Below are 20,850 nucleotides of genomic sequence, written 5' to 3' on the forward strand. Positions count from 1 at the left end.
TTCAGGTTGCACCGTGCCGGTTACGCAGTAGAACGATCGAGCGCGGGAGGTTTTTTCATGGCCAGGAACACTGCTGTGCATTTGCTGGATGATCTGACCGGCGAGGCGGCCGAAGAAACGGTCGCTTTCGGTCTGGACGGAATCGCTTACGACATCGACCTTTCGGCCGACAACGCCACGGCACTCCGGGAAATCCTGAGTGCTTATGTGGAAAGCGGCCGCCGGATCGGTGGACGGAAACTGCGGCCGCGGGTCGTGCAGCGGCCCAAGGGCGCGCGGGTGGCGAAGTCGACCCCGAAGACCGCGGCGACCGCCGCGAAGGCCGAGGCGAAGACCGCCGCGAAGCCGGGTCGCAAACCCGCCGCGAAGGGTGTCGCCGGCCGCAAGCCCGCCGCCGCCAAGACCGCCGCCGCGAAGGCCGCCGCCCCCAAGGCGGAAGCCAAGGCCCCCGCCAAGACCACGGCGAAAGCCACCGCGGCCAAGGCGAAGTCGGCCCGCGGCACCGCGGCGAAGCCCACCGCCGCCAAGGCTCCGGCCGGCCGCGCGAAGGCCGCCGCCGCGGCGGCGAAGACCCCGGCCAAAGCCGCCCCGAAGACCGCCGCCAAGACGGTGACCGCGAAGGCCGCTCCGAAGGCCGCGGCCGCGAAGACGACCGCCGCCAAGGCCGCGCCGAAGGCCGCCGCCAAGGCGCCGGTGAAGAAGGCCGCCGAGCCGAAGAAGACCAGCCGGGCCACTCGCAAGGTGCCCGCCGTCACTTTCTCGGCCACGGAAAAGTAATTCCCCGAAACAAAAGGGCCCCCTTCGCTCGAGTGGCGAAGGGGGCCCTTTTGTTTTGTTGTCGGCGATACCGCGATCGCCGATCAAGAAGTCCGTTGAGAACCCTCGGAATGCCATTCCGGGTAGTGGTATCGCGTGTGCCGGAGCGAGCGGTGCCACTCCCGCTCCGCCGCCGAGGGCTTCCGGGTGGTGAGTTCACCCAGTTGCGCGGCCGCCGCCGCGCGGACCGCGGCCGTGACGTCGGCAACACCTTTGCGCAGGCCATGCTCGGCGAGCGACGCCACCGGGCTCCGGTGGGAGTCGAGCGGACGGGGATCCGCGGGTGCCGAAGTGAGGTACCGGCCGACCCGTTCGGCCGCGGTCGAAACGAGCAGGGTGGAATGCGCGAGCAAGCCCGTTCTCGTCCGGAACACGGCGAAACCGCACAACTTCGAGTCACCGACGAACAGGCCGCGATCACCGAGCCGCGACGGCAGCCCGAGCCGGGCCACCGTCGCGGTCATCAGTTCCCCGAGCGCTTCCAGCGGTTTGACGGCTTTCGCCGAGAGACCGAGCCTCGGCAGGACGAGGGTGATGTTGAGATTGCCGGGATCGTGGAACACCGTGCCGCCGCCGCTGGCCCGGCGCAGCACCGGGACACCGTCGCTCGCGCAGACGTCGGCCTTGACCTCGCGTTCGATCTTCTGTCCCCGCCCCACGACCACACTGTCGGTGTTGCGCCAGATCCACAGGACCGGCGCCTCCGGTGCGGCACGCAGGAGGGCTTCGTCGAACGCGAGGTTGTCGGCCGGGTCGTCGAACGAAGCGACGACTTCCGAGGGACCGGTCACAGTGCTTTGAGTTCCTCCACGATCTCGCCCACCGACGACTTGGCGTCGCCGAAGAGCATGCTTGTCTTCGCATCGTAGAAGAGCTCGTTGTCGATGCCGGCGAAGCCCGAGCTCATCGAGCGCTTGAGCACGATCACCGACCGGCTGTGGTTCACCTTGAGGATCGGCATCCCGTAGATGGGCGAGCCCGGATCGGTCTCCGCGGCCGGGTTCGTGACGTCGTTCGCGCCGATCACCAGCGCGACGTCGGTCTGGGCGAACTCGGAGTTGATCTCGTCCATTTCCTTGAGCTGTTCGTACGGGACGTCGGCCTCGGCGAGGAGCACGTTCATGTGCCCCGGCATCCGGCCCGCCACCGGGTGGATGGCGTACTCGACGGTGATCCCCTTGGCCTCCAGCAGCTTCGCCATCTCGCGGACCACGTGCTGCGCCTGCGCGACGGCCATGCCGTAACCGGGGACGACCACGACCTTGTTCGCGTACGCCATCTGGATCGCGGTGTCGGACGCGCTGGTGCTGCGGACCGGCCGGACCTCGCCGGACCCGCTGCTCGCGACCGCCGTGCCGCCGCCGAACCCGCCGGCGACGATGGCCGGGATCGACCGGTTCATCGCCTTCGCCATCAGGTTCGTCAGGATCGAACCCGACGCGCCGACGATCATGCCCGCCACGATCAGCGCGGTGTTGTCGAGCGCGAGACCCATGGCCGCCGCCGACAACCCGGTGAGCGCGTTCAGCAGGGAGATGACGACCGGCATGTCCGCGCCGCCGATCGGCAGCACGACCACCACGCCGAGCACGCCCGCCGCGACCAGCAGGCCGATCATCAGCAGTTCGGCGTCACCGCCGGTGGCGATGACGACCGCGAAGACGATCGCGGCGATCAGCACCAGCGCGTTCACCGGCTGCTGCAGCTTGCCGAGGGTGATCGGGCGGCCGGAGATGAGTTCCTGCAGTTTCCCGAACGCGATGTTGGAGCCCCAGAAGGACACCGAACCGACGATCGCGGCGAAGAGCGACGCGATCGCGACGTACGCGGGCTCGTGCGCGTAGCCCTCCGTGGTGCGGAACTCGACCCAGGCGATCAGGGCCACCGCCCCGCCGCCGACGCCGTTGAACAGCGCCACCATCTGCGGCATCGCGGTCATCTTGACCTTGCGCGCGGACGGCACGCCGACGACGACACCGATCGCGACGCCGAGGGCGATCAAGAGCCAGTTGCTCATACCGGGCGTCAAAAGCGTCGCGATCACCGCGATGCCCATGCCGACCGCGGCGATCCAGTTGCCGCGCACCGCGGTGCGCGGACCGGTCAGGCCCATCAGGCCGTAGATGAACAGTGCGAAGGAAATGATGTAGAGGACGGCGATGAAGGTCGTCACTTGTCACCACCGTCTTCCGGCTTCTTCGCCTTGAACATCGAAAGCATCCGGTCGGTGACGAGGAAGCCGCCGACCACGTTGATCGTGCCGAAGGCGATCGCGATCACCAGCAGGATCTTGTTGAGTACGCCGTCCACCCCGAGGCCGAGCACGATCAGCCCGCCGAGCAGGACGATGCCGTGGATGGCGTTGGTCCCCGACATGAGCGGGGTGTGCAGGGTGTTGGGCACCTTCGAGATGACGGTGAATCCCACGAATCCGGCGAGTACGAGGATCGCCAGGCTGCCTACGAGCATCACTCGCCCCCTTGCTTTTCGGAATCGCGAGCTCCGGCCACGCAGGCCCCGGCGACGATCTCGTCGGAGAAGTCGAGCGCGAGCTTGCCCTCCTTGTCGACGAGCAGTTCCAGCAACTCGGTGACGTTGCGCGCGTAGAGCTCGCTGGAGTGCGCGGGCATTTCCGCCGCCAGGTTCAGCGGCGAGCAGATGGTGACGTCGTGCTCGACGATCTCCTCGCCCGGTTTCGTCAGTTCGCAGTTGCCGCCGGACTCGCCGGCGAGGTCGACCACGACACCACCGGCGGGCATCCCCTTCACCGCGTCGGCGGTGACGAGGATCGGTGCCTTGCGGCCGGGGACGAGCGCGGTGGTGATCACCACGTCGAACCTCGTGATCGCCTCGGTGAGCCTGCGTTGCTGCTCGGCCTTTTCCTCCTCGGTCAGCTCGCGGGCGTACCCGCCTTCACCGGCCGCCTCGATGCCGAGGGCGAGGAATTTCGCGCCGATCGACTTCACCTGCTCGCCGACCTCGGGCCGGACGTCGTAGCCGGTGGTCTGCGCGCCGAGCCGTTTCGCCGTCGCCAAGGCCTGCAGCCCGGCGACACCCGCGCCGAGCACGAGCACCTTCGCCGGTGGCACCGTTCCGGCCGCGGTGGTGAGCATCGGGAAGAAGCGGGTGAGCTTCTCCGCCGCCAGCAGAACCGCGCGATAACCCGCGACGCTGCTCTGTGACGACAACGCGTCCATGGCCTGCGCGCGCGAGATCCGGGGGATCGCCTCGACGGCGAAGGCGCGGACGCCCGCCGACTCCAGCGCCGCTATCCCGTCCGGATCGGCCCGGGGATTCAGGAAGCCGATGAGGATGGTGCCCTGTTTGAGCTTCGCGACTTCGGCCGCGCTCGGAGGCGCCACCTTCACCACGATGTCGGCATCCCACGGATCGCCGATCACCGCGCCCGCCTGCTCGAAGACCTCGTCGGCGAGCAGCGCGCCGGCGCCCGCACCGGGCTCGACCACCACCCGCAGTCCGCGTCCTGAGACGCGCTCGATGAGCTTCGGTACCAGCGCGACGCGGCGTTCACCTTGTCCGGTCTCCCGGACAACACCGACCGTGAGCTGCTCGTTTTCTGCCGCCACAGGCGACCTCCTCGCTGGAGAGGACCACACGAACCCGCACTGTTTACCACGTCCGACCGACAACTTTCCTGGCTGAACGTATCCGGACGGCATCTTTCCGTGACATCGCTCATCACGATCGATCCAGCCATCGATCCAGGTGTGCGACGTCATAAGGGGTCCCCATAGGACGGCGACCGTCCTATGGGGACCCCTTGTGACACTTACGGAGCAACGCCTTTCCGCATCACGGAACGCTGCGCCAGTTCGGCACCCCCAGAAAGATCAACCGCAGCCGCCGTTCGGCGGTGCGGACGATCTCGCCGTCACGCGAAGGTGTTTCGAGCAGTTCCAGCACCGTCGTGAGCATGGTCGTCACGATCAGGTCCGCCAGCAGGTGGAGATCCTCGGTCAGCCATTCGCGAAGATTGTCGAACCGCGCGAGGTCGACGGCGAGTTCGCTGACGAAGAGCTTGAGTTCGAAGCCGATCGCCTGCCGGACCGGACCGGTGCCGCCGTAGCGCTCCCTGGTCAGGAAGTGGAAGTGGGCCTCGTGCGCCCGCACGTGCTCGCGCAGGATGCGCACGGACGTCCGGATCATGTCGTTGTACGCCGCGGGCTTGGTGCGCGCGGAGCGGATCATCGTGCGCAAGGTGCGCATCGACTCTTCCACCAGCGCGACGCCCAGTTCGTCCATCGATGCGAAATGGCGATAGAAGGCCGTCGGCACGATCCCGGCCTGTTTCGCCACCTCACGCAGACTCAGCCCGGAGAACCCTCGTTCCGCCACCAGTTCCAGCGCCGCGTCCAGCAGCGCCTGACGCGTGCGCTGTTTGCGCTCCTGCCTGGAAACGGGCTCAGTTGTCACGACCGACAGCGTAATCGCCTCCGCGGTATCACCCACGTCACATCGCCCTCCTCTCGCGTTGACAAGCGGGACCATCGCCACTTCACTGTTGAGTGTACAAGCGTTCACTGAATTCTGGAGATGTGATGACGGCACTGGTACCGCGCAGGGCCAGGCGGCTGGCCTCGCTGGCCGAGGCCCTGCTCACGCCCCACGGAATGGACCGCTACCTCGAACTCGTCGACCCGATGCTGGTCCGCCGCGAAATCCGCGGCCTGGTCACCGGCGTCCGGCGGCAGACGCCCGACACGGTCACGCTGACCATCCGGCCGAGCCGGGCCTGGCGCGGGCACGTCGCGGGCCAGTACGTGCGGGTGACCGTCGAGATCGACGGCGTCCGCCGGACCCGCTGCTACTCGCCCGCCGGTTCGGAGCACGACGGATCACTGGAACTGACCATCAAGGCCGATCCGCAGGGCCTCGTCTCACGGCACCTGAACCGCACGGTCACGATCGGCTCGGTGCTCGGTCTGTCCACTCCGGACGGTGAGTTCACGCTGCCCTCGCCGAGGCCGCGGCGGATCCTGCTGGTGAGCGGCGGGAGCGGGATCACGCCCGTCCTGTCGATGCTGCGCACGCTGGCCGACGAGCGCCACGAGGGCGACATCGCCTTCCTGCACTACTCCAACGGCGCCGAAGACGCGCTCTACCGCGCCGAGCTCGCCGACCTGGCCCGCCGCCTGCCCGGCCTGCGGTTGGTACACGCGTTCACTCACGCGAAAACCGGCGGCGACCTGCACGGGTTCTTCTCGAAGGAACACCTCGCGGAGACCGTCCCCTGGTACCCCGAGGCCGAGACTTTCCTCTGCGGTCCGAAGCCGCTGATGGATTCGGTCCGCGAGGCGTTCGAGGCCGACGGCCTCGGCGCACATCTGCACACCGAGGAGTTCACGCCGCCGGCGCTCACCTTCGACACCGAGAACGCCGAGGGGCAGGTCCGGTTCGCACGCAGCGGCCGCGAGTTCGAGAACTCCGGGAAGCCGTTGCTGGAGCAGGCCGAAGACGCCGGGCTGAGCCCGGAACACGGTTGCCGGATGGGCATCTGCTTCTCCTGCACGCAGGTCAAGACGTCGGGCTGTGTGCGGAACGCCAAGACCGGCGAGACCTCCAGCGAAGAGAACGAAGAGATCCAGCTCTGCATCTCCGTCCCGGTCGGGGACGTCGAGATCAACGCTTAGAAGGGAGCCGAGATGACAGGCTTGCAGGACAAACTGACCCCCGCCCAGGTCGAGGAGTTCGGCCGCGAACTGGACGAGATCCGGCAGCGGATCGTCGCCGATCTCGGCCAGGTCGACGTCGACTACATCCACAACGTCATCAAGACCCAGCGCGCGCTCGAGGTCGCGGGCCGCGGGCTGCTGTTCGCCGGGTTCTTCCCGCCCGCGTGGATCGCCGGCGTGACCGCGCTTTCGGTGGCGAAGATCCTCGACAACATGGAGATCGGCCACAACGTCATGCACGGCCAGTACGACTGGACGCGTGACCCGGCGCTGAGCTCGCAGAAGTTCGAGTGGGACAACGTCGCGCCCGCCGAGAACTGGCGTCATTCGCACAACTACATGCACCACACCTACACCAACATCCTCGACAAGGACCGCGACATCGGTTACGGCGTCCTGCGGATGGACCCGGCGCAGAAGTGGCACCCGTACTACCTCGGCAACCCGGTGTACGCCGTGGCGCTGGCGTTCATGTTCCAGTGGGGCGTCATGCTGCACGACCTCGAGTTCGACCGCATCGTCAAGGGCGAGCGCAAGTGGTCGGACAACAAGGAAGTCGGCCTGAAGATGCTCAAGAAGGCCGGTCGCCAGGTCGGCAAGGACTACGTGCTCTTCCCGCTGCTGACCGGTCCGCTCGCGCCGCTGACCTTCCTCGGCAACGCGACCGCGAACCTGACCCGCAACCTGTGGTCGTTCTCGATCATCTTCTGCGGGCACTTCCCCGCCGACGTCGAGAGCTTCACCGAGGAGGAGACCGAGAACGAGTCGCGGGGCCAGTGGTACCTGCGGCAGATCCTCGGCTCGGCGAACATCACCGGCGGCAAGCTCTTCCACATCATGACCGGGAACCTCTCGCACCAGATCGAGCACCACCTCTTCCCGGACATCCCGGCGCGCCGCTACCCGGAGATCGCGGGCGAGGTGCGGGCGATCTGCGAGAAGTACGGCCTGCCGTACAACACCGGCCCCCTGCACAAGCAGCTGTTCTCGGTGGCCAAGAAGATCGTGAAACTCGCCATGCCCTGGAACGGTGAACCCCGCACTCCCGCTACCGTGGAGAGCGACAAGACCCTCCGAGCGGCTTAAGGTGTCTGACATGGTCGGTCAGTTCGAAAGCACCAAGGACGTGGTCCAAGAGGTCACCGAGTCGGCGGCCACCCACATCGGCAACATCGCGACGATCATCACCGGCGCGATCCGGGACATCGCCCGCGAGACCGGCGACTGGCTGACGGACGTCATCGAGATGCGCGAGGCGTCCCAGCGGGCGCAGGCGGACGAAGAGCACCGCGAAGACTAGGGAAACCTGGATGGGCACGAGGCGGGTGGTCACGGCAAAGTGAAGCCGTGACCACCCGTTTCGCTCTGCCACGACGTGTCCTCGGCGCACAGCTGAGCCGCGCGTACTGGGCGGAACTGGCGTGGGTGATCATCGGCGCGCCGCTGACACTGGTGTTCGTCGCGCTCGTCGTCGTCGGGCTGGTCCTCGGGATCGGCCTGAGCCTGCTCACCGTCGGACTGCCGGTGCTCATCGGTGTCCTGGCGGGCGCGCGGCTGATCGGCGCCGCGCATATCGCCCTGGCGCGGGCCCTGCTCGGGACCACGGTCACCCCGCCAACCCGGCCCGAGCTGCGGCCGGGTCTGTGGAACGGCGTCAAGAGCAAGATCGGGGATCCGATCGGCTGGCGGTCGATCGCCTACCTGGTGATCCGGCTGCCGCTGTCGTTCATCGAGTTCTTCCTGGTCGCGACGCTGCTCACATACGCCGTCAGCACGCTGACGTACCCGCTGTTCTGGTTCATCTTGAACGGCGAAGCCATGCCGACGTTCGACCTCCGCGTCGACACCTGGCTCCTGACCCTGCCGCTTGCCCTCACCGGGCTGGCCGTGCTGCTGGCGACGCCATGGGTGGTCCACGGCCTGACCGAACTCGACCGCCTGCTGGTGCGCGGCGTCCTCGGCGCCGAGGACCTCTCCAAACGCGTGCGCGACCTCGAACGCAGCCGGGCGACCGCCGTCGACGACGCGACGCGGCGGCTGCGCCGGATCGAACGCGACCTGCACGACGGCGCCCAGGCCCAGCTGGTCGCGCTGGCGATGAAGCTCGGCATCGCGAAGGACGAGCTGGCCGGTGACGGCGACCTCGCGCAGGTCACCGCCCTGGTCACCGCCGCGCACGCCAACGCGAAACAGGCACTGGTCGAACTGCGCGACCTCGCCCGCGGCATCCACCCCGCCGCGCTCGACGCCGGCCTCGACGTCGCACTGTCCACTTTGGCCGCGGGCTCGGGCATCGACGCGCGGATCACCGTGACCCTGCCGAGCAGGCCGTCGCCGTCGATCGAGACCATCGCCTACTTCACCGTCGCCGAACTGCTGACCAATGCCGCCAAACACACTTCGGCCGCGATCGAGGTCGATGTGGGTATCTTCGGTGACGGCCTGCGGCTCGTCGTGCGGGACGGCGGCGAGGGCGGGGCGAGGCCGGAACGGGGCGGCGGCCTCGCCGGGATCGCCGAACGGCTCGCGACGGTGGACGGCAGGCTCGACATCGACAGCCCTCCCGGAGGGCCTACGGTGATCAGCGCTGAGATACCACTACGGACATAGGAACATGGGGGGCGGCGTGCGCGTCGTGATCGCGGAGGATTCGGCCATCCTGCGGGCGGGGCTGGTCGAACTGCTGAACCTTCGGGGGCACGAGGTCGTCGCCGCCGTCGCCGACGGCGACAGCCTGTGCGCGGCGGTCCGCGAACACCGGCCGGACGTGTCCATTGTGGACATCCGGATGCCGCCGACGCACACCGACGAAGGCCTGCGCGCGTCCATCGCGCTGCGCGCGGAAATGCCGGGGTGCGCGATCCTGCTCTTCTCGCAGTACGTCGAGACGCAGTACGCGACGGAACTGCTGGCCGACCGCGCGGGCGGTGTCGGCTACCTGCTGAAGGACCGCGTCGCTGAGGTGTCGGACTTCCTCGACGCGCTTCGCCGGGTCGCCGAGGGCGAGACCGTGCTCGACCCCGAGGTGGTCAGCCAGCTCTTCAGCGCCACACGGAAGACGGACGCGCTCGCCGGGCTGACCCCGCGGGAGCGCGAAGTGCTGGGACTGATGGCCGAGGGCCGGTCGAACTCGGCCATCGCGACGGCGCTGTTCCTTTCGGCGGGCTCGGTGGAGAAGTACGTGTCGAGCATCTTCGGGAAGCTGGCGCTGCCCCAGTCCGAAGGGGACAACCGGCGGGTGCTCGCCGTGCTCCGGTATCTGGAGTCCTAGACCAGGGTTTCCAGGTTCAACGTCCGGATTCTTCCCCACTCGACGGTGAAGGAATCAGGACATTCAACGTCCCAAATCCTTCACACTCGAACATGTCGCCGCCGAAACTTCCCATTCGCCCTGGTCAGGCGCAGGTAACCCAATACCGGTCCGCTCAACCCGAATCGCCGCTCACGACCAACCGGCGCGCGTCCACGCCCTACCGCGGCTCCACCGGCACCCCGTCCACCTCCGGCAGGCACAGCTGCACCCAAGCGACATCCCGCCAGGCCCCGTGCTTGTACCCGATCCGCTTGTAGGTCCCCACCGGCTCGAACCCCATCGCCGCGTGCAGCCCCGCGCTCGCGTCGTTCGGAAGCACCATCCCCGCGCAGAAGTTCCGGAAGCCGCGCGACGCCAGCCTGTCCAGCAGCGCTTGGTAGAGCGCCCGCCCGCCACCGGTCCTCCGGCGGCCGAGCTCCAGATAAACGCTGACCTCGCAAGACCAGCGATAGGAAGGACGGCCGCTGAAAGGGCCTCCGTAGGCGTAGCCGGCGACGCGACCTTCGTCGTCTTCGAGCACGAGCCACGCGTGTGATCGCTGCGCCTTGGCGATGCGCTCGGCCATCTCGTCCGGCTTCGGGGCCTCGGTTTCGAACGAGATCACCGTGTCGGTGACATACGGCGCGTAGATCTCCGCGCACGCCGTCGCGTCGGCTTCCGTCGCTTCCCTGATCACCATGGCGACCATAGTAGCCGAGTCTGCCACTATAGTGAGCAGTATGTCGGATCCCTTGTCCGCGTCGCTCGCCGCGACGCTCCAGTCCGCGAGACTCGACCAGAACCTCTCGGCCAACGCCCTCGCCGAGATGTCGGGCGTGTCCAGGGCGATGATCGGCAAGATCGAACGCGGCGAAGCGCAGCCCACGGCGGTCTTGCTCAGCAGGCTTTCGGCCGCGCTCGGGATGACGTTGTCCGAGCTGATCGCGCGCGCCGAACACGGTGACCGGCGGCTCGTGCGCGCGGCCGATCAGCCGGCCTGGACCGACCCCGACACCGGCTACGTGCGCCGTGCGGTGTCGCCGTCGCTCGGCGGGCCGCTGGAACTGGTCGAGGTCGTGCTGCCCGCGGGCGCCGAAGTCGCCTTCCCCGCGCACACCTACGCGCTGACCCACCACCAGATCTGGGTGCTCGACGGGCATCTGCGGTTCCGGGAGGGCGAGGTCGAGCACGAACTCGACGCGGGCGACTGCCTGCAGCTCGGCACTCCGCAGCCGTGCGCCTACGTCAACCCGACGGCCGGACCGGTCCGATATCTGGTCGCCCTCGCCCGGCGGCACGCCTGATACTCGGGTGATGAGATCCCGGGCCCTATCCCACGTCGCGGCGAAAGCACGCGGCGGGCACGAGGCCGGGCTGCCGGTGACACTGCACTTCCATCCCGACAGATCCACAGTGGACGGACGTTCGCTCCTGGCCGCGATGGCCGAGGACGGTTTCTACCGCAACCAGTTCGAAACGGGGACGAGCAACGGTGGCTTGACCGCGTACCCCGGCGGAGACCGCTGGCGGTGGGAGAGCCGGATGTTCGGCGGCGCCTACGACGACGCGCCACCCGCCGAACGCCCCAAGTACGGGGCGCTCAACTTCCGGCGTCGCGCGGTGGGCGGCGCGCCGAGGTTCGGCTCGGCCCATTTCCGGATGGCGGCGCACACCATCGGGCGGACGACGTTCTGTTATCCGGACAGCGTCCTGAGTCCGGCGGATTTCGGTTACGGCACCAAGGTTTCCGCACTGATCACGTTGGCCGACCAGGACGACGCAGACCTTCTGGACGACTACGTCGAGGCGCACGTTCACGGTCCGGTCCAGCTGAAAACGGACGTCGAAGCCCTCGTGCTCGATCCGAGCCACCGCGGCACCGACGTCGAAAAGGACGCACTCGGGCTCGGCTGCCCTGTCGAGTGGCATCGGGGATTCCGCCTGTCGACCCGGGAACTCGCACGTCACCCCGCCTACCGCGGTCCCGAATTCGTCGAACTCGGCCTGGCTCTGGCGGAGGATGGCTACCTCGATCCGCGCGTCCTCGGCGAAGCCCGCCACGTCGACCAGCAAGCACTCAAACGCGTTTGGCACTACGTCGCGCGCTTCGGGGCACTACCGTGACGGGCATGTACTCCACGGAGATCGAGGTGCGCACCGGCAGCGTGGCCGTGGTGCACGACCTGACCAGGGACGCCGAGTCCTTCCTGCGCGACGCGGACGCCGAGGACGGGATCCTGCACGTCTTCGTCCCGCACGCGACGTCCGGGCTGGCCATTCTCGAAACCGGCGCCGGCAGTGACGAAGACCTGCTCGCGGCGCTCGACGACCTGCTCCCCCGTGACGGCCGCTGGCGGCACCAGCACGGCAGTCCCGGTCACGGCCGTGACCACGTCCTGCCCGCGCTGCTGCCGCCGTACGCGACGATCCCGGTGCTCGGCGGGGTGATGACGCTGGGCACCTGGCAGTCGGTCTGCCTAGTGGACACCAACCTGGACAACCCGGTCCGGCGCGTCCGCTTCAGTCTCCTGGAGGGCTGACCGGCCCGGCCACACCGCGAGCGCCAGCCCCACCACGAGCAGCCCGGCGAGCACCCAGGCCCCGGTCGTGACGTCCGGCGCTGCGGGCACGCCCTGCATAAGGCTGCGGAGACCTTCGGCAGAGAACCGGAACGGCGTCCAGGACCAGAGCACCGCGCGGTACGCCGGGTTCAGCAGTTCCGGCACCTGCCCGGCGACGGCGGGCGCGACCAGGTACAGCGGGCCGAGAATCGCCATCGCCCGCACCCCGAGCAGCCGCAGCAGACCGGTCTGCAGGGCCGCGAAAGCGGTCGAGGTCAGGAGAAGGAAGCCGAGGACGTCCCAGCCGAGCGGGAGCGAAGAGTCCCACAGCTTCAGGAATCCGGCCAGGGCACCGGTGACCAGCACGCCCGCCGCGACGATCTGCGCGCAGCGCGCGGCGGCTCCCGCTTCCCTGCCGATCCGCCGTCCGGCCAGGATCAGCACGGCGCCCGCGGCCAGGCAGCCGACCCACGCCAGCGCGCTCAGCGCGAGCGGCGCGACCCGTCCCGCGGCGCTCGCCGGGTGCAGGGTCTCGACCTTCGGCGTCCCGCCGAGCGCCTGTGCGGCGCCGGACAGCACCTGCTGCGCGATCTGTGTCCCGGCCGGGTTCACCGCCCCGGAGACCACGACCGTCGACGGCAGTTCGAGGACGCCGTAGACCTCCTTGTCCTCCAGCAGTTTCCGGCCTTGCTCCGGCGAGGTCACCCGCCAGGAGACCTGACCGCCGCCGTGGGACGCGATCCCGTTCGCGGCCGTTCGGAGCGGTCCCGGCGGCGCGGCCACGGCGATCGGGAGGCCGTCGGGCGCGACGGTGGCCTGCGCGCCGAAGGTGAGAAAGCCGAGTACGACGGCGGCCAGCGCACCGGCCACCGCGGCGAGTAAGGCGAAGGCCCCGGCGGGGCGACGGCTCGGGGTCGGCATGACCGTCCTCCTGTTATTCGTCACTTGTTGAATTAGCGCCCAAGGTAGGCTTCGGCCCCCAAGAAGTCAACAGACGTTGAATAAGCTCACCGGTACCGTCGACCGCGTGACTACTCCGCACCGGCTCGTGCTGTGGGACATCGACCAGACCCTCGTGGACCTGCGTGGCGTGGGCGCCTCCTGGTACACGACCGCGCTCGCCGAGGTCGCGGGCGTCGAGCTGCGCGCGCTGCCGCAGTTCGGCGGCCGCACCGAACGCGCCATCAGCGCCGACATCCTGACCTCGCACGGCGTCGAGCCCACCGAGGAGAACGTGCGCAAGCTCTGGCTCGCGCTGATCGCGGTCTCCGAGAGCCACGCCCCGACGCTGTCCACGAGCGGCCGCGCGCTCCCGGGCGCCAAGGACGCGCTGAACGACTTCGCCACGCACGGCGGCGTCGTCCAGACCCTGGTCACCGGCAACCTGCCGGAGATCTCCGTGCACAAGCTGACCGCGTTCGACCTGCACGAGCACGTGGACTTCGAGATCGGCGGCTACGGCTCGCTTTCGGCGCACCGGCCCGATCTCGTGCCCGCCGCCGTCGGCCACGCTTCGGCCAAACACGGCACCGAGTTCGCGCCCACCTCCGTCGTCGTCATCGGCGACACCCCAGACGACGTCCGGGCCGCGCTCGACAACGGCGCCGTCGCGGTGGCCGTGGCGACAGGGCAGTTCAGCGCGGAGGAACTGGCCGACGCGGGCGCCCACACCGTCCTCGGCGACCTGTCCGACCTGGCAGCGGTGCGCGCGGCCGTACTCGGGAGCGCCAACTAAGCTCGCTCCATGGCATACCCAGGCGGCAACGGCTGGCCGGAGCAACCGCAGCAGCCCTACCAGCAGCAACCCCCGCAGCAGGGGTATCCGCCGCAGAACCCGCCTCAGTACGGCCAGTACCCGCAGGATCCCCAGCAGCAGTACCAGGGGTATCAGCAGTTCCCGCAGCAGACGTACCAGGGCTTCGCGCCGGAACCGCCGAAGAAGAGCAAGAAGGGCCTGTGGATCGGCCTCGGCGCGCTCGTCCTGGTCATCGCCGTCGGTGCCACGCTCTTCTTCGTCCTGCGTGACGGCGACGATCCCCAGCCTCAGGCCGGTCCGCCGCCGTCGTCGGCACCGGTGCCGCCGTCGTCCTCTGCGTCGAAACCGCCGCCCACGAGCAGCGGGGCGCCGAAGGACAACAAAGTCCCCTCGACGACACCCGGCTGGCAGGGGGTCCTGTCCGCCAAGGACAAGGTCGCCTACGACCTGCCCGCGTCCGGCTGGGAGATCAAGCCCGGCCAGCTCGTCGGGTACGAGGAGGGCGAGTTCAAGATGGTCGTCCACGAGGCGTCGACCTACAAACTCGGCGCCTGCCCGGATGCCCGCGGCTCGAACCGCGGCGTCGTCGGGTTCGCCACCGCGGACCAGATCCCGGTCGAGAACGCCGCCAGGGGCGCCGTCCGGCTCTGGATCCAGTCCGCCACCGGCAAGGCCGACGTCCCGCTGCCCGAGATCAAGCAGGTCCCGATCGCGGGCGGGTCGATCCAGGCGGTCAGTTCGACCGGGACGTTCACCCCGTCCGAGACCGAGGAGTGCCGGGCGCCGAGCGTGAAGATCACCTCGGCCGCGTTCAAGTCCGGCGACCAGACGATCTGCTTCGTCATGGCCCTCGACCAGGGCACACCCGACGCGCTGCCCGACGCGGACGCCCAGAAGATCCTCGCGAGCTTGAGGCCGCAGCAGTGACCGGCCCCGGTGGGCACCCCGGCGAACCGCGACTGTGGTTCGTCGATCCGCTCACCGGGCAGCCGCTCGAAGACGAAGCCGAACAGACGAGGCCGCTCCCGGTCGTCCAGGACGCCGTCCCGGCTCGCCGCCGCCCCCGTCTCCTGCCCGCGCTGGGCATCATCGGACTGATCGTCGTACTCGTGGTCGGCACGACGGCGACCTACCAGGCCAGGACCGAGGCCCCGCCGCCGCCCGCGCGGGACCTCGCCTTGCCGGACCCGGAGTCACCCGGCCGGATCGAGCCCGTGATCGAGGGCTGGCAGCCCGTGCTGTCCGACGACCACCCGCTCGTCTTCGACGTCCCGCCGGACTGGAAACTCGAAGAACCCGACGTCGCGGTCGGGTACGAGACACCGGCGGGCGAACTCGTCACATTGCAGGGCGTCGCCCGGTACCAGCGTGACTTCTGCCCCGGCTCCGACCTCTCGGCACGCGCGATGGCGGGGTTCACCACCATCGACGAGGGCGAAGTCGGAAGCCTCGCCCAAGCGGCGGAAGAAACCACCCTCCGCTGGGCCGCGGCCGCGTACGGCTCCATCAGCGGCGGGCGGGCCCCGAAGACCGAAATCGGCGAGGCCGGACCGGTGACCGTCCGCGACGGCGGCACGATCGCCACCTCCGTGACCACCACCGTCGTCCCCGCCGCTGACGGGCCGTGCTCGGCCCCGTCCGTCGCGATCACCGCGATCGCCCTGCCCCTGCCCGCATTGCCCGGTTCCGGCCGCTACCACGTCCTCCTGGTGCTGGCGGACCAGGAGATCCCCGACCCGGTAGCCAGGGACATCGTCCTCAAGATGGGTGAGAGCATCCGTCGCGAGTAGCACTCCCCTAAGGGAAATATGGGTCCCGTGCCGGATGTGTCCGACCGGCTCCCGCGCCTACCTTGATTCCCATGCCAACAGGGGGAAGCGGGACGGCCGCGCCGGGCCGGACGCACAAGATCGCCACGGTGCTGAGGCACCGGCTGCCTTTCACGACCCTCGTCACGGTGACCATGCTCGCGCTCGCCTTGGCCACGGGCGCGCTCTGGTCGGCCGCCGAGGATCGCGCGGTGTATCCGTACATCGCCTACGGGCTGCCGTCGCTCGAATCAGGCCGCTGGTGGACCGTGCTCACCGGACCGCTGTTCGCGGTCGTCCCGCTCTACTACCTGCCGATGGTGCTCAGCTTCGCGTTGTTCGCCGGATTCGCGGAATGGCGGCTCGGCACGCGCCGGGCGATGGCCGTCGCCATCGGCGGTCAGTTCGTCAGCGTGCTGGTCGCGGTCCAGTTCCTCGCGCTGAGCCGCAACTCCGGCTGGGAGTGGGCGGAACGGGTCGCGGGCAGCCTCGACGTCGGGTTCTCCGGGGGCGCGCTCGCCGCGGTCGCGGTCGCCAGCGCCACCCTGCGCCCGCCGTGGCGCCTGCGGTTGCGCGCCGGGCTGTGCGTCTACGCCGGGATCGCGATCATCTTCGTCGGCACGCTCGCCGACCTCGTGCACTTCTTCGCCCTCGTCCTGGCCCTGCCGTTCGGGCGCAAGTTCGTCGCTTCGAAGGATTCCGCCCGTGAACGGCGGCCGAGCCTGCGCGAGTGGCGGTTCTACGTCGTGGCGGGCCTGCTGGTGCTGACGGTCGCCGAACTGGTGATGTCCTTCGTCCCTGGCAACGGCCCCTTCGGTTCGTCCGAGGAACTTTCGCTGTCCACCTGGGAAGTCGTCATCCTGTGCCTGATCGTGGTGCCGATCATGAACGGCCTGCGCAAGGGCAGCCAGGTCGCCTGGTGGTGCGCGATGATCCTGACCTCGTTCGTCATCCTTCAGGTGATGGCCTACGGCGGCGTGCTCGCGCTGGCCGAGGTCCTCGGTGAGGACACCGGGCTTTCGGATCCGCCGCTGTTCTTCGTGGACAATCTCCTGTGGACGGTCGAGTTCGCGCTGCTGGTCTCCTCGCGGGGCGCCTTCCGCGTGCCGTCACGGCGGAAACGCCGCCGCCTCGGCCGGATGGGCAACCCCGCGCTGGCCCGCACGCTGCTCAGCCGTCACGGCGGAAGCACGCTTTCGTGGATGACGACGTGGCCGCAGAACTCGTACTTCGTCGCCGCGGACGGCAAGTCCTACCTCGCCTACCGGCGCCACGCCGGTGTCGCGATCGCCCTCGGCGACCCGATCGCCCCGGACGGCGCGGGCGACCGCACGATCGCCGAGTTCATCACGATGTGCGAGAACACCGGCCTCGTGCCGTGCCTGTTCTCCGCCACCGGCGAAACTACCGCGACGACCAAGGAACTCGGCTGGAAGCACGTCCAGGTCGCCGAGGACACCCTGATCGAACTCGAGACGCTGGAGTTCCGCGGCAAGCGCTGGCAGGACGTCCGGACCGCGATCAACCGCGCCAAGAAGGACGGCATCGAATTCCGGCTGGTCCGGCTCGCCGATCAGCCGCGCGCGGTGATCTCGCAGGTCCGCGCGATCTCCGAGGAGTGGATCAGCGACAAGGGCATGCCCGAAATGGGCTTCACCCTCGGCGGGGTCGACGAGGCGATGGACCCGGAGACCCGCGTCGGTCTTGCCGTCGACGCCGACGGCGTGGTCCACGGCGTGACGTCCTGGCTGCCGGTGTACACCGGTGCCGGCGCGATCGGCGGCTGGACGCTCGACGTCATGCGCAAACGCGCCGACGGCTTCCGCCCGTCGATGGAGTTCCTGATCGCGTCGTCGTGCCTGGCCTTCCGCGAGGAAGGCGCGAAGTTCGTGTCACTGTCCGGTGCCCCGCTGGCGAGCTCCGGCGAACCCGCGCACGCCGTCGAACGGGTTCTGGACGCGCTCGGCACGATGATGGAACCGTTCTACGGCTTCCGTTCACTGCACGCGTTCAAGGCGAAATTCCAGCCGCGCCACGTCCCGCTGTACCTCGCTTTCCGCGACGAGGCGGATCTGCCGCGGATCGGGATCGCGCTCGGCCGGGCTTACCTGCCGAACACGGGTCTGCTGCGGCTGGCGAAGCTCGCCCGCTCCGGCAAGAAGCCCCAGCCCCAAAAGGATCAGCGCAGCGTCGAAGGCGGCGGCGTGATGGTCTTGCGGTCGGCTTCCGGGACACCCCGGTAGGTCTTGAGGATCTTCAAGATCTGCTCGCGATCCGCGCTGCCCTGCTGGTCTTGGTCCGAATAGACGAGCAGGGCGGCGGACGCGTCGCCCATGTCCACCGCCTGCACACCGACGAGGGCGCGCTTCGGGATGCAAGTCCCGGTGTACCCGAGGGTCACCTCGGCGATCAGGATGTTCGCGGGGGCCTTCTTGCCGGTGCCGAGCGTGAACTCCGCCTGCTGCGGCGGGTCCGCGACGATCTTGGCCGACAACGGGCCTTCCTCGGGGTTGTACGCGCTCACCACGAGGTCGTACAAGGCCTTGTTCGCGGCGCCGGGCGCGTCGGCGACCTTCACGGTCGTCAGTCCGCTGCCCCCGATCCTGCTCCCCTTGACCGCCGGGCAGTAGTCGTCGCCGACGAAAGCGCTGGAGAACATGGAGATGCCGGGGACGAGCGCGGTCTTCTCCCAGCCGTGGATCGTGCCGGGTTTCGGCGTCCAGTTCGGCGGAACGTCATACGCGACGAGACCGTCGGCACCGGCCACCGACTGCCAGCCGTCGGTCACCGGCGGCGCGACGACGCGCGGCGAAGGCGTGTAGACGACCGGCGCGCGGGTGGTCGGCGTACTGCTGCTCGACGACCGGTCCGAGCCGTTGTTCGCCAAGGCGGCGACCGCGATGACGCCGAGCGTGGCGAAGAAGCCGTACATGGCCCTTCGCCCGCTTCGCGACATCGGCTGCTTCGCCGGTTTCGAAGGTTCCAGCGTGGGTTCTGACACGGGTTCGACAGGCGACGGCGTGTAGCCGGGCGAGTCCGAGGGCTCGTAGCCCCCGAACCCGCTCAGCGCCTGTTTGTCCTCATAGCCCGGGGAGTCCCCGCGCTTCTTGCCGAACATTACGAGCGGACGAGCTTGACCAGGTGCTCCACGACCGCGTCGACGGCGATCTCTTCGCGGTCTCCGGTGCGGCGGTCCTTGACCTCGACGACACCGTTCGCCAGACCGCGGCCGACCACCAGGATGGTCGGCACGCCGACGAGTTCGGCGTCCGCGAACTTCACGCCCGGGGAGGCCTTGCGGTCGTCGAGGACGACCTCGATCCCGGCGGCGTCCAGTTCGGCGGCGAGCTTCTCCGCGCCTGCGGCGATCGTCTCGTCCTTGCCAGCGATGACGACGTGCACGTCGAACGGCGAGACCTCGCGCGGCCAGATGATGCCGAGATCGTCGTGGTTCTGCTCGGCGAGCACGCCGACCAGCCGCGAGACGCCGACACCGTAGGAACCCATGGTGATGCGGATGGGCTTGGAGTCCGGGCCCAGCGCGTCCAGCGAGAACGCGTCGGCGTACTTGCGGCCCAGCTGGAAGATGTGCCCGATCTCGATGCCGCGCGCGGCGACCAGGGTGCCCTTGCCGTCGGGCGAGGCGTCGCCTTCGCGGACCTCGGCGGCCTCGATGACGCCGTCACCGGTGAAGTCGCGGCCCGCGACCAGGTCGACCACGTGGTGGTCGCGCTCGTCGGCGCCGGTGACCCAGGCGGTGCCGTCGACGACACGCGGGTCGAGCAGGTAGCGGACGCCGTTGTCCTTCAGCGCCTTCGGGCCGATGTAGCCCTTGACGAGGAAGGGGTTCTTCTTGAAGTCCGCTTCTTCGAGCAGTTCGAACTCGGCGGGCTCGAGCGAGGCTTCGAGGCGCTTCGTGTCGACCTCGCGGTCGCCCGGGAGGCCGATGGCCAGCAGCTCCCACTCCTTCGCGCCCGGCTGGCGCGTCTTGACCAGGACGTTCTTGAGCGTGTCCGCCGCGGTGAAGGTGCGGCCGAGGTCCGCGTCGTTCAGGAACGCGACCAGCGACTCGATGGTCGGCGTGTTCGGCGTGTGGTGGGTCTTCGCCTCGGGCAGGCCCTCGATCGGCTTGGCCTCGGGAGCGGGCGTGGTGACCGCTTCGACGTTGGCCGCGTAACCCGATTCGGTGCTGCGGACGTAGGTGTCCTCACCGGTCTCGGCGACGGCGAGGAACTCCTCGGAGGCCGAGCCGCCCATCGCGCCCGAAGTCGCCTTCACGACGACGTACTCGATGCCGAGACGGTCGAACAGCTTGGTGTACGCCTGACGGTGCAGCTCGTACGACTTCGCGAGGCCCTCGTCGTCGAGGTCGAAGGAGTAGGAGTCCTTCATGACGAACTCGCGGCCGCGCAGGATGCCGGCGCGGGGACGCGCCTCGTCGCGGTACTTGGTCTGGATTTGGTACAGGACGACGGGATAGTCCTTGTACGAGTTGAATTCACCCTTCACGGTGAGCGCGAAGAGCTCTTCGTGCGTCGGGCCGAGAAGGTAGTCGGCGCCCTTGCGGTCCTTGAGACGGAACAGCGCGTCGCCGTACTCGGTCCAGCGGCCGGTGGCCTCGTAGGGCTCCTTCGGCAGCAGCGCGGGGAACTGGATCTCCTGCGCGCCGAAGGCGTTCATCTCTTCGCGGACGACGTTCTCGATCCGGCGCAGCACCCGCAGGCCCAGCGGCAGCCAGGAGTAACCGCCCGGGGCGACCCGGCGGACGTAGCCGGCGCGTACCAGGAGCCGGTGGCTCGGTACCTCGGCGTCCGCCGGATCCTCACGCAGGGTGCGAAGGAACAACGACGACATCCTGGTGATCACTTCTGGGCTCCTCGCTGGAATTACGTGCTGAGACGTTCTGCGCAGCGTAGTCACCCCT

At 68.9% G+C, this 20,850-nt stretch carries 22 protein-coding genes; 13 read left to right on the top strand and 9 right to left on the bottom strand.

What is annotated here, in order from left to right; genetic code table 11:
• The first annotated feature begins 57 nt into the window (after positions 1–57).
• A complete protein-coding gene (locus tag ACLJPX_RS40810; protein ID WP_410605562.1) occupies positions 58–777 on the top strand; it encodes a histone-like nucleoid-structuring protein Lsr2 in 720 nt (239 codons plus the stop codon).
• Positions 778–860: 83 nt separating this feature from the next.
• Here the strand turns inward: ACLJPX_RS40810 and ACLJPX_RS40815 are convergent, their stop codons facing one another.
• From ACLJPX_RS40815 to ACLJPX_RS40835, 5 genes are all read right to left on the bottom strand, one after another.
• The gene (locus ACLJPX_RS40815; RefSeq protein ID WP_410605563.1) at positions 861–1,607 is read right to left on the bottom strand and encodes a lipoate--protein ligase family protein; all 747 of its coding nucleotides are present in this window, start codon (positions 1,605–1,607) and stop codon (positions 861–863) included.
• Positions 1,604–2,989 carry an NAD(P)(+) transhydrogenase (Re/Si-specific) subunit beta gene (locus tag ACLJPX_RS40820; protein ID WP_101609567.1) on the bottom strand — a complete coding sequence of 462 codons (1,386 nt, stop codon included), beginning with the start codon at positions 2,987–2,989 and terminating at the stop codon, positions 1,604–1,606. Before ACLJPX_RS40820 ends, ACLJPX_RS40815 begins: the two co-directional genes overlap by 4 nt.
• Positions 2,986–3,285, bottom strand: a complete 300-nt coding sequence (locus ACLJPX_RS40825; RefSeq protein WP_007032801.1) for an NAD(P) transhydrogenase subunit alpha — start codon at positions 3,283–3,285, stop codon at positions 2,986–2,988. Before ACLJPX_RS40825 ends, ACLJPX_RS40820 begins: the two co-directional genes overlap by 4 nt.
• A complete protein-coding gene (locus ACLJPX_RS40830) occupies positions 3,285–4,403 on the bottom strand; it encodes a Re/Si-specific NAD(P)(+) transhydrogenase subunit alpha (protein WP_410605564.1) in 1,119 nt (372 codons plus the stop codon). The genes ACLJPX_RS40825 and ACLJPX_RS40830 overlap by 1 nt, the downstream gene beginning before the upstream one ends.
• A gap of 226 nt (positions 4,404–4,629) precedes the next feature.
• Entirely contained in the window at positions 4,630–5,286 is a 657-nt protein-coding gene (locus ACLJPX_RS40835) for a TetR family transcriptional regulator (RefSeq protein ID WP_101609569.1), read from the bottom strand.
• Between the two features lie 89 nt (positions 5,287–5,375).
• On the opposite strand from ACLJPX_RS40835, the gene ACLJPX_RS40840 reads away from it, so the two are divergent.
• The 5 genes from ACLJPX_RS40840 to ACLJPX_RS40860 are packed head-to-tail and all read left to right on the top strand — an operon-like array spanning position 5,376 to position 9,780.
• Entirely contained in the window at positions 5,376–6,467 is a 1,092-nt protein-coding gene (locus ACLJPX_RS40840; RefSeq protein ID WP_410605565.1) for a ferredoxin reductase, read from the top strand.
• A gap of 12 nt (positions 6,468–6,479) precedes the next feature.
• Positions 6,480–7,595: a fatty acid desaturase family protein gene (locus ACLJPX_RS40845; protein ID WP_101609571.1), complete on the top strand. Its 1,116-nt coding sequence runs from the start codon at positions 6,480–6,482 to the stop codon at positions 7,593–7,595.
• A gap of 10 nt (positions 7,596–7,605) precedes the next feature.
• Entirely contained in the window at positions 7,606–7,809 is a 204-nt protein-coding gene (locus tag ACLJPX_RS40850) for a hypothetical protein (protein ID WP_101609572.1), read from the top strand.
• Positions 7,810–7,856: 47 nt separating this feature from the next.
• The gene (locus ACLJPX_RS40855; RefSeq protein ID WP_410605566.1) at positions 7,857–9,119 is read left to right on the top strand and encodes a sensor histidine kinase; all 1,263 of its coding nucleotides are present in this window, start codon (positions 7,857–7,859) and stop codon (positions 9,117–9,119) included.
• A gap of 16 nt (positions 9,120–9,135) precedes the next feature.
• On the top strand, positions 9,136–9,780 hold the full coding sequence (locus ACLJPX_RS40860; protein ID WP_410605567.1) for a response regulator: 645 nt from the start codon (positions 9,136–9,138) through the stop codon (positions 9,778–9,780).
• Positions 9,781–9,979: 199 nt separating this feature from the next.
• Here the strand turns inward: ACLJPX_RS40860 and ACLJPX_RS40865 are convergent, their stop codons facing one another.
• Positions 9,980–10,510: a GNAT family N-acetyltransferase gene (locus ACLJPX_RS40865; RefSeq protein WP_410605568.1), complete on the bottom strand. Its 531-nt coding sequence runs from the start codon at positions 10,508–10,510 to the stop codon at positions 9,980–9,982.
• Positions 10,511–10,541: 31 nt separating this feature from the next.
• Between ACLJPX_RS40865 and ACLJPX_RS40870 the strand changes: the two genes are divergently transcribed.
• From ACLJPX_RS40870 to ACLJPX_RS40880, 3 genes are read left to right on the top strand one after another with little or no spacing between them, the layout of a single operon-like run.
• On the top strand, positions 10,542–11,105 hold the full coding sequence (locus tag ACLJPX_RS40870) for a helix-turn-helix domain-containing protein (protein ID WP_410605569.1): 564 nt from the start codon (positions 10,542–10,544) through the stop codon (positions 11,103–11,105).
• A gap of 10 nt (positions 11,106–11,115) precedes the next feature.
• Positions 11,116–11,925 (top strand): DUF3626 domain-containing protein, encoded by an 810-nt coding sequence (locus ACLJPX_RS40875; protein WP_410605570.1) that lies wholly within the window; start codon positions 11,116–11,118, stop codon positions 11,923–11,925.
• A 5-nt stretch (positions 11,926–11,930) separates the two neighbouring features.
• Complete coding sequence (locus tag ACLJPX_RS40880) at positions 11,931–12,341, top strand: secondary thiamine-phosphate synthase enzyme YjbQ (RefSeq protein ID WP_101609575.1); 411 nt, start codon at positions 11,931–11,933, stop codon at positions 12,339–12,341.
• Here the strand turns inward: ACLJPX_RS40880 and ACLJPX_RS40885 are convergent.
• A complete protein-coding gene (locus tag ACLJPX_RS40885; protein WP_410605571.1) occupies positions 12,279–13,283 on the bottom strand; it encodes an ABC transporter permease in 1,005 nt (334 codons plus the stop codon). The genes ACLJPX_RS40880 and ACLJPX_RS40885 overlap by 63 nt on opposite strands.
• A 127-nt stretch (positions 13,284–13,410) precedes the next feature.
• Here ACLJPX_RS40885 and ACLJPX_RS40890 point away from each other — a divergent pair, with 127 nt between their 5' ends.
• From ACLJPX_RS40890 to ACLJPX_RS40905, 4 genes are all read left to right on the top strand, one after another.
• Positions 13,411–14,097, top strand: a complete 687-nt coding sequence (locus ACLJPX_RS40890; RefSeq protein ID WP_410605694.1) for an HAD hydrolase-like protein — start codon at positions 13,411–13,413, stop codon at positions 14,095–14,097.
• Between the two features lie 9 nt (positions 14,098–14,106).
• On the top strand, positions 14,107–15,045 hold the full coding sequence (locus ACLJPX_RS40895) for a hypothetical protein (protein WP_101609576.1): 939 nt from the start codon (positions 14,107–14,109) through the stop codon (positions 15,043–15,045).
• Positions 15,042–15,908, top strand: coding sequence for a hypothetical protein (locus ACLJPX_RS40900; RefSeq protein ID WP_410605572.1), 867 nt, complete (start codon positions 15,042–15,044; stop codon positions 15,906–15,908). The genes ACLJPX_RS40895 and ACLJPX_RS40900 overlap by 4 nt, the downstream gene beginning before the upstream one ends.
• A gap of 71 nt (positions 15,909–15,979) precedes the next feature.
• Positions 15,980–18,169, top strand: a complete 2,190-nt coding sequence (locus tag ACLJPX_RS40905) for a bifunctional lysylphosphatidylglycerol flippase/synthetase MprF (RefSeq protein ID WP_410605573.1) — start codon at positions 15,980–15,982, stop codon at positions 18,167–18,169.
• On the opposite strand, the gene ACLJPX_RS40910 is transcribed toward ACLJPX_RS40905, so the two are convergent.
• Positions 18,106–19,044 carry a hypothetical protein gene (locus tag ACLJPX_RS40910; RefSeq protein ID WP_410605574.1) on the bottom strand — a complete coding sequence of 313 codons (939 nt, stop codon included), beginning with the start codon at positions 19,042–19,044 and terminating at the stop codon, positions 18,106–18,108. The genes ACLJPX_RS40905 and ACLJPX_RS40910 overlap by 64 nt on opposite strands.
• On the bottom strand, positions 19,044–20,792 hold the full coding sequence (locus tag ACLJPX_RS40915; RefSeq protein ID WP_410605575.1) for a proline--tRNA ligase: 1,749 nt from the start codon (positions 20,790–20,792) through the stop codon (positions 19,044–19,046). The genes ACLJPX_RS40910 and ACLJPX_RS40915 overlap by 1 nt, the downstream gene beginning before the upstream one ends.
• Positions 20,793–20,850: the final 58 nt, after the last annotated feature.

The organism is Amycolatopsis sp. lyj-90 (assembly GCF_046549035.1).
Taxonomy (GTDB): domain Bacteria; phylum Actinomycetota; class Actinomycetes; order Mycobacteriales; family Pseudonocardiaceae; genus Amycolatopsis.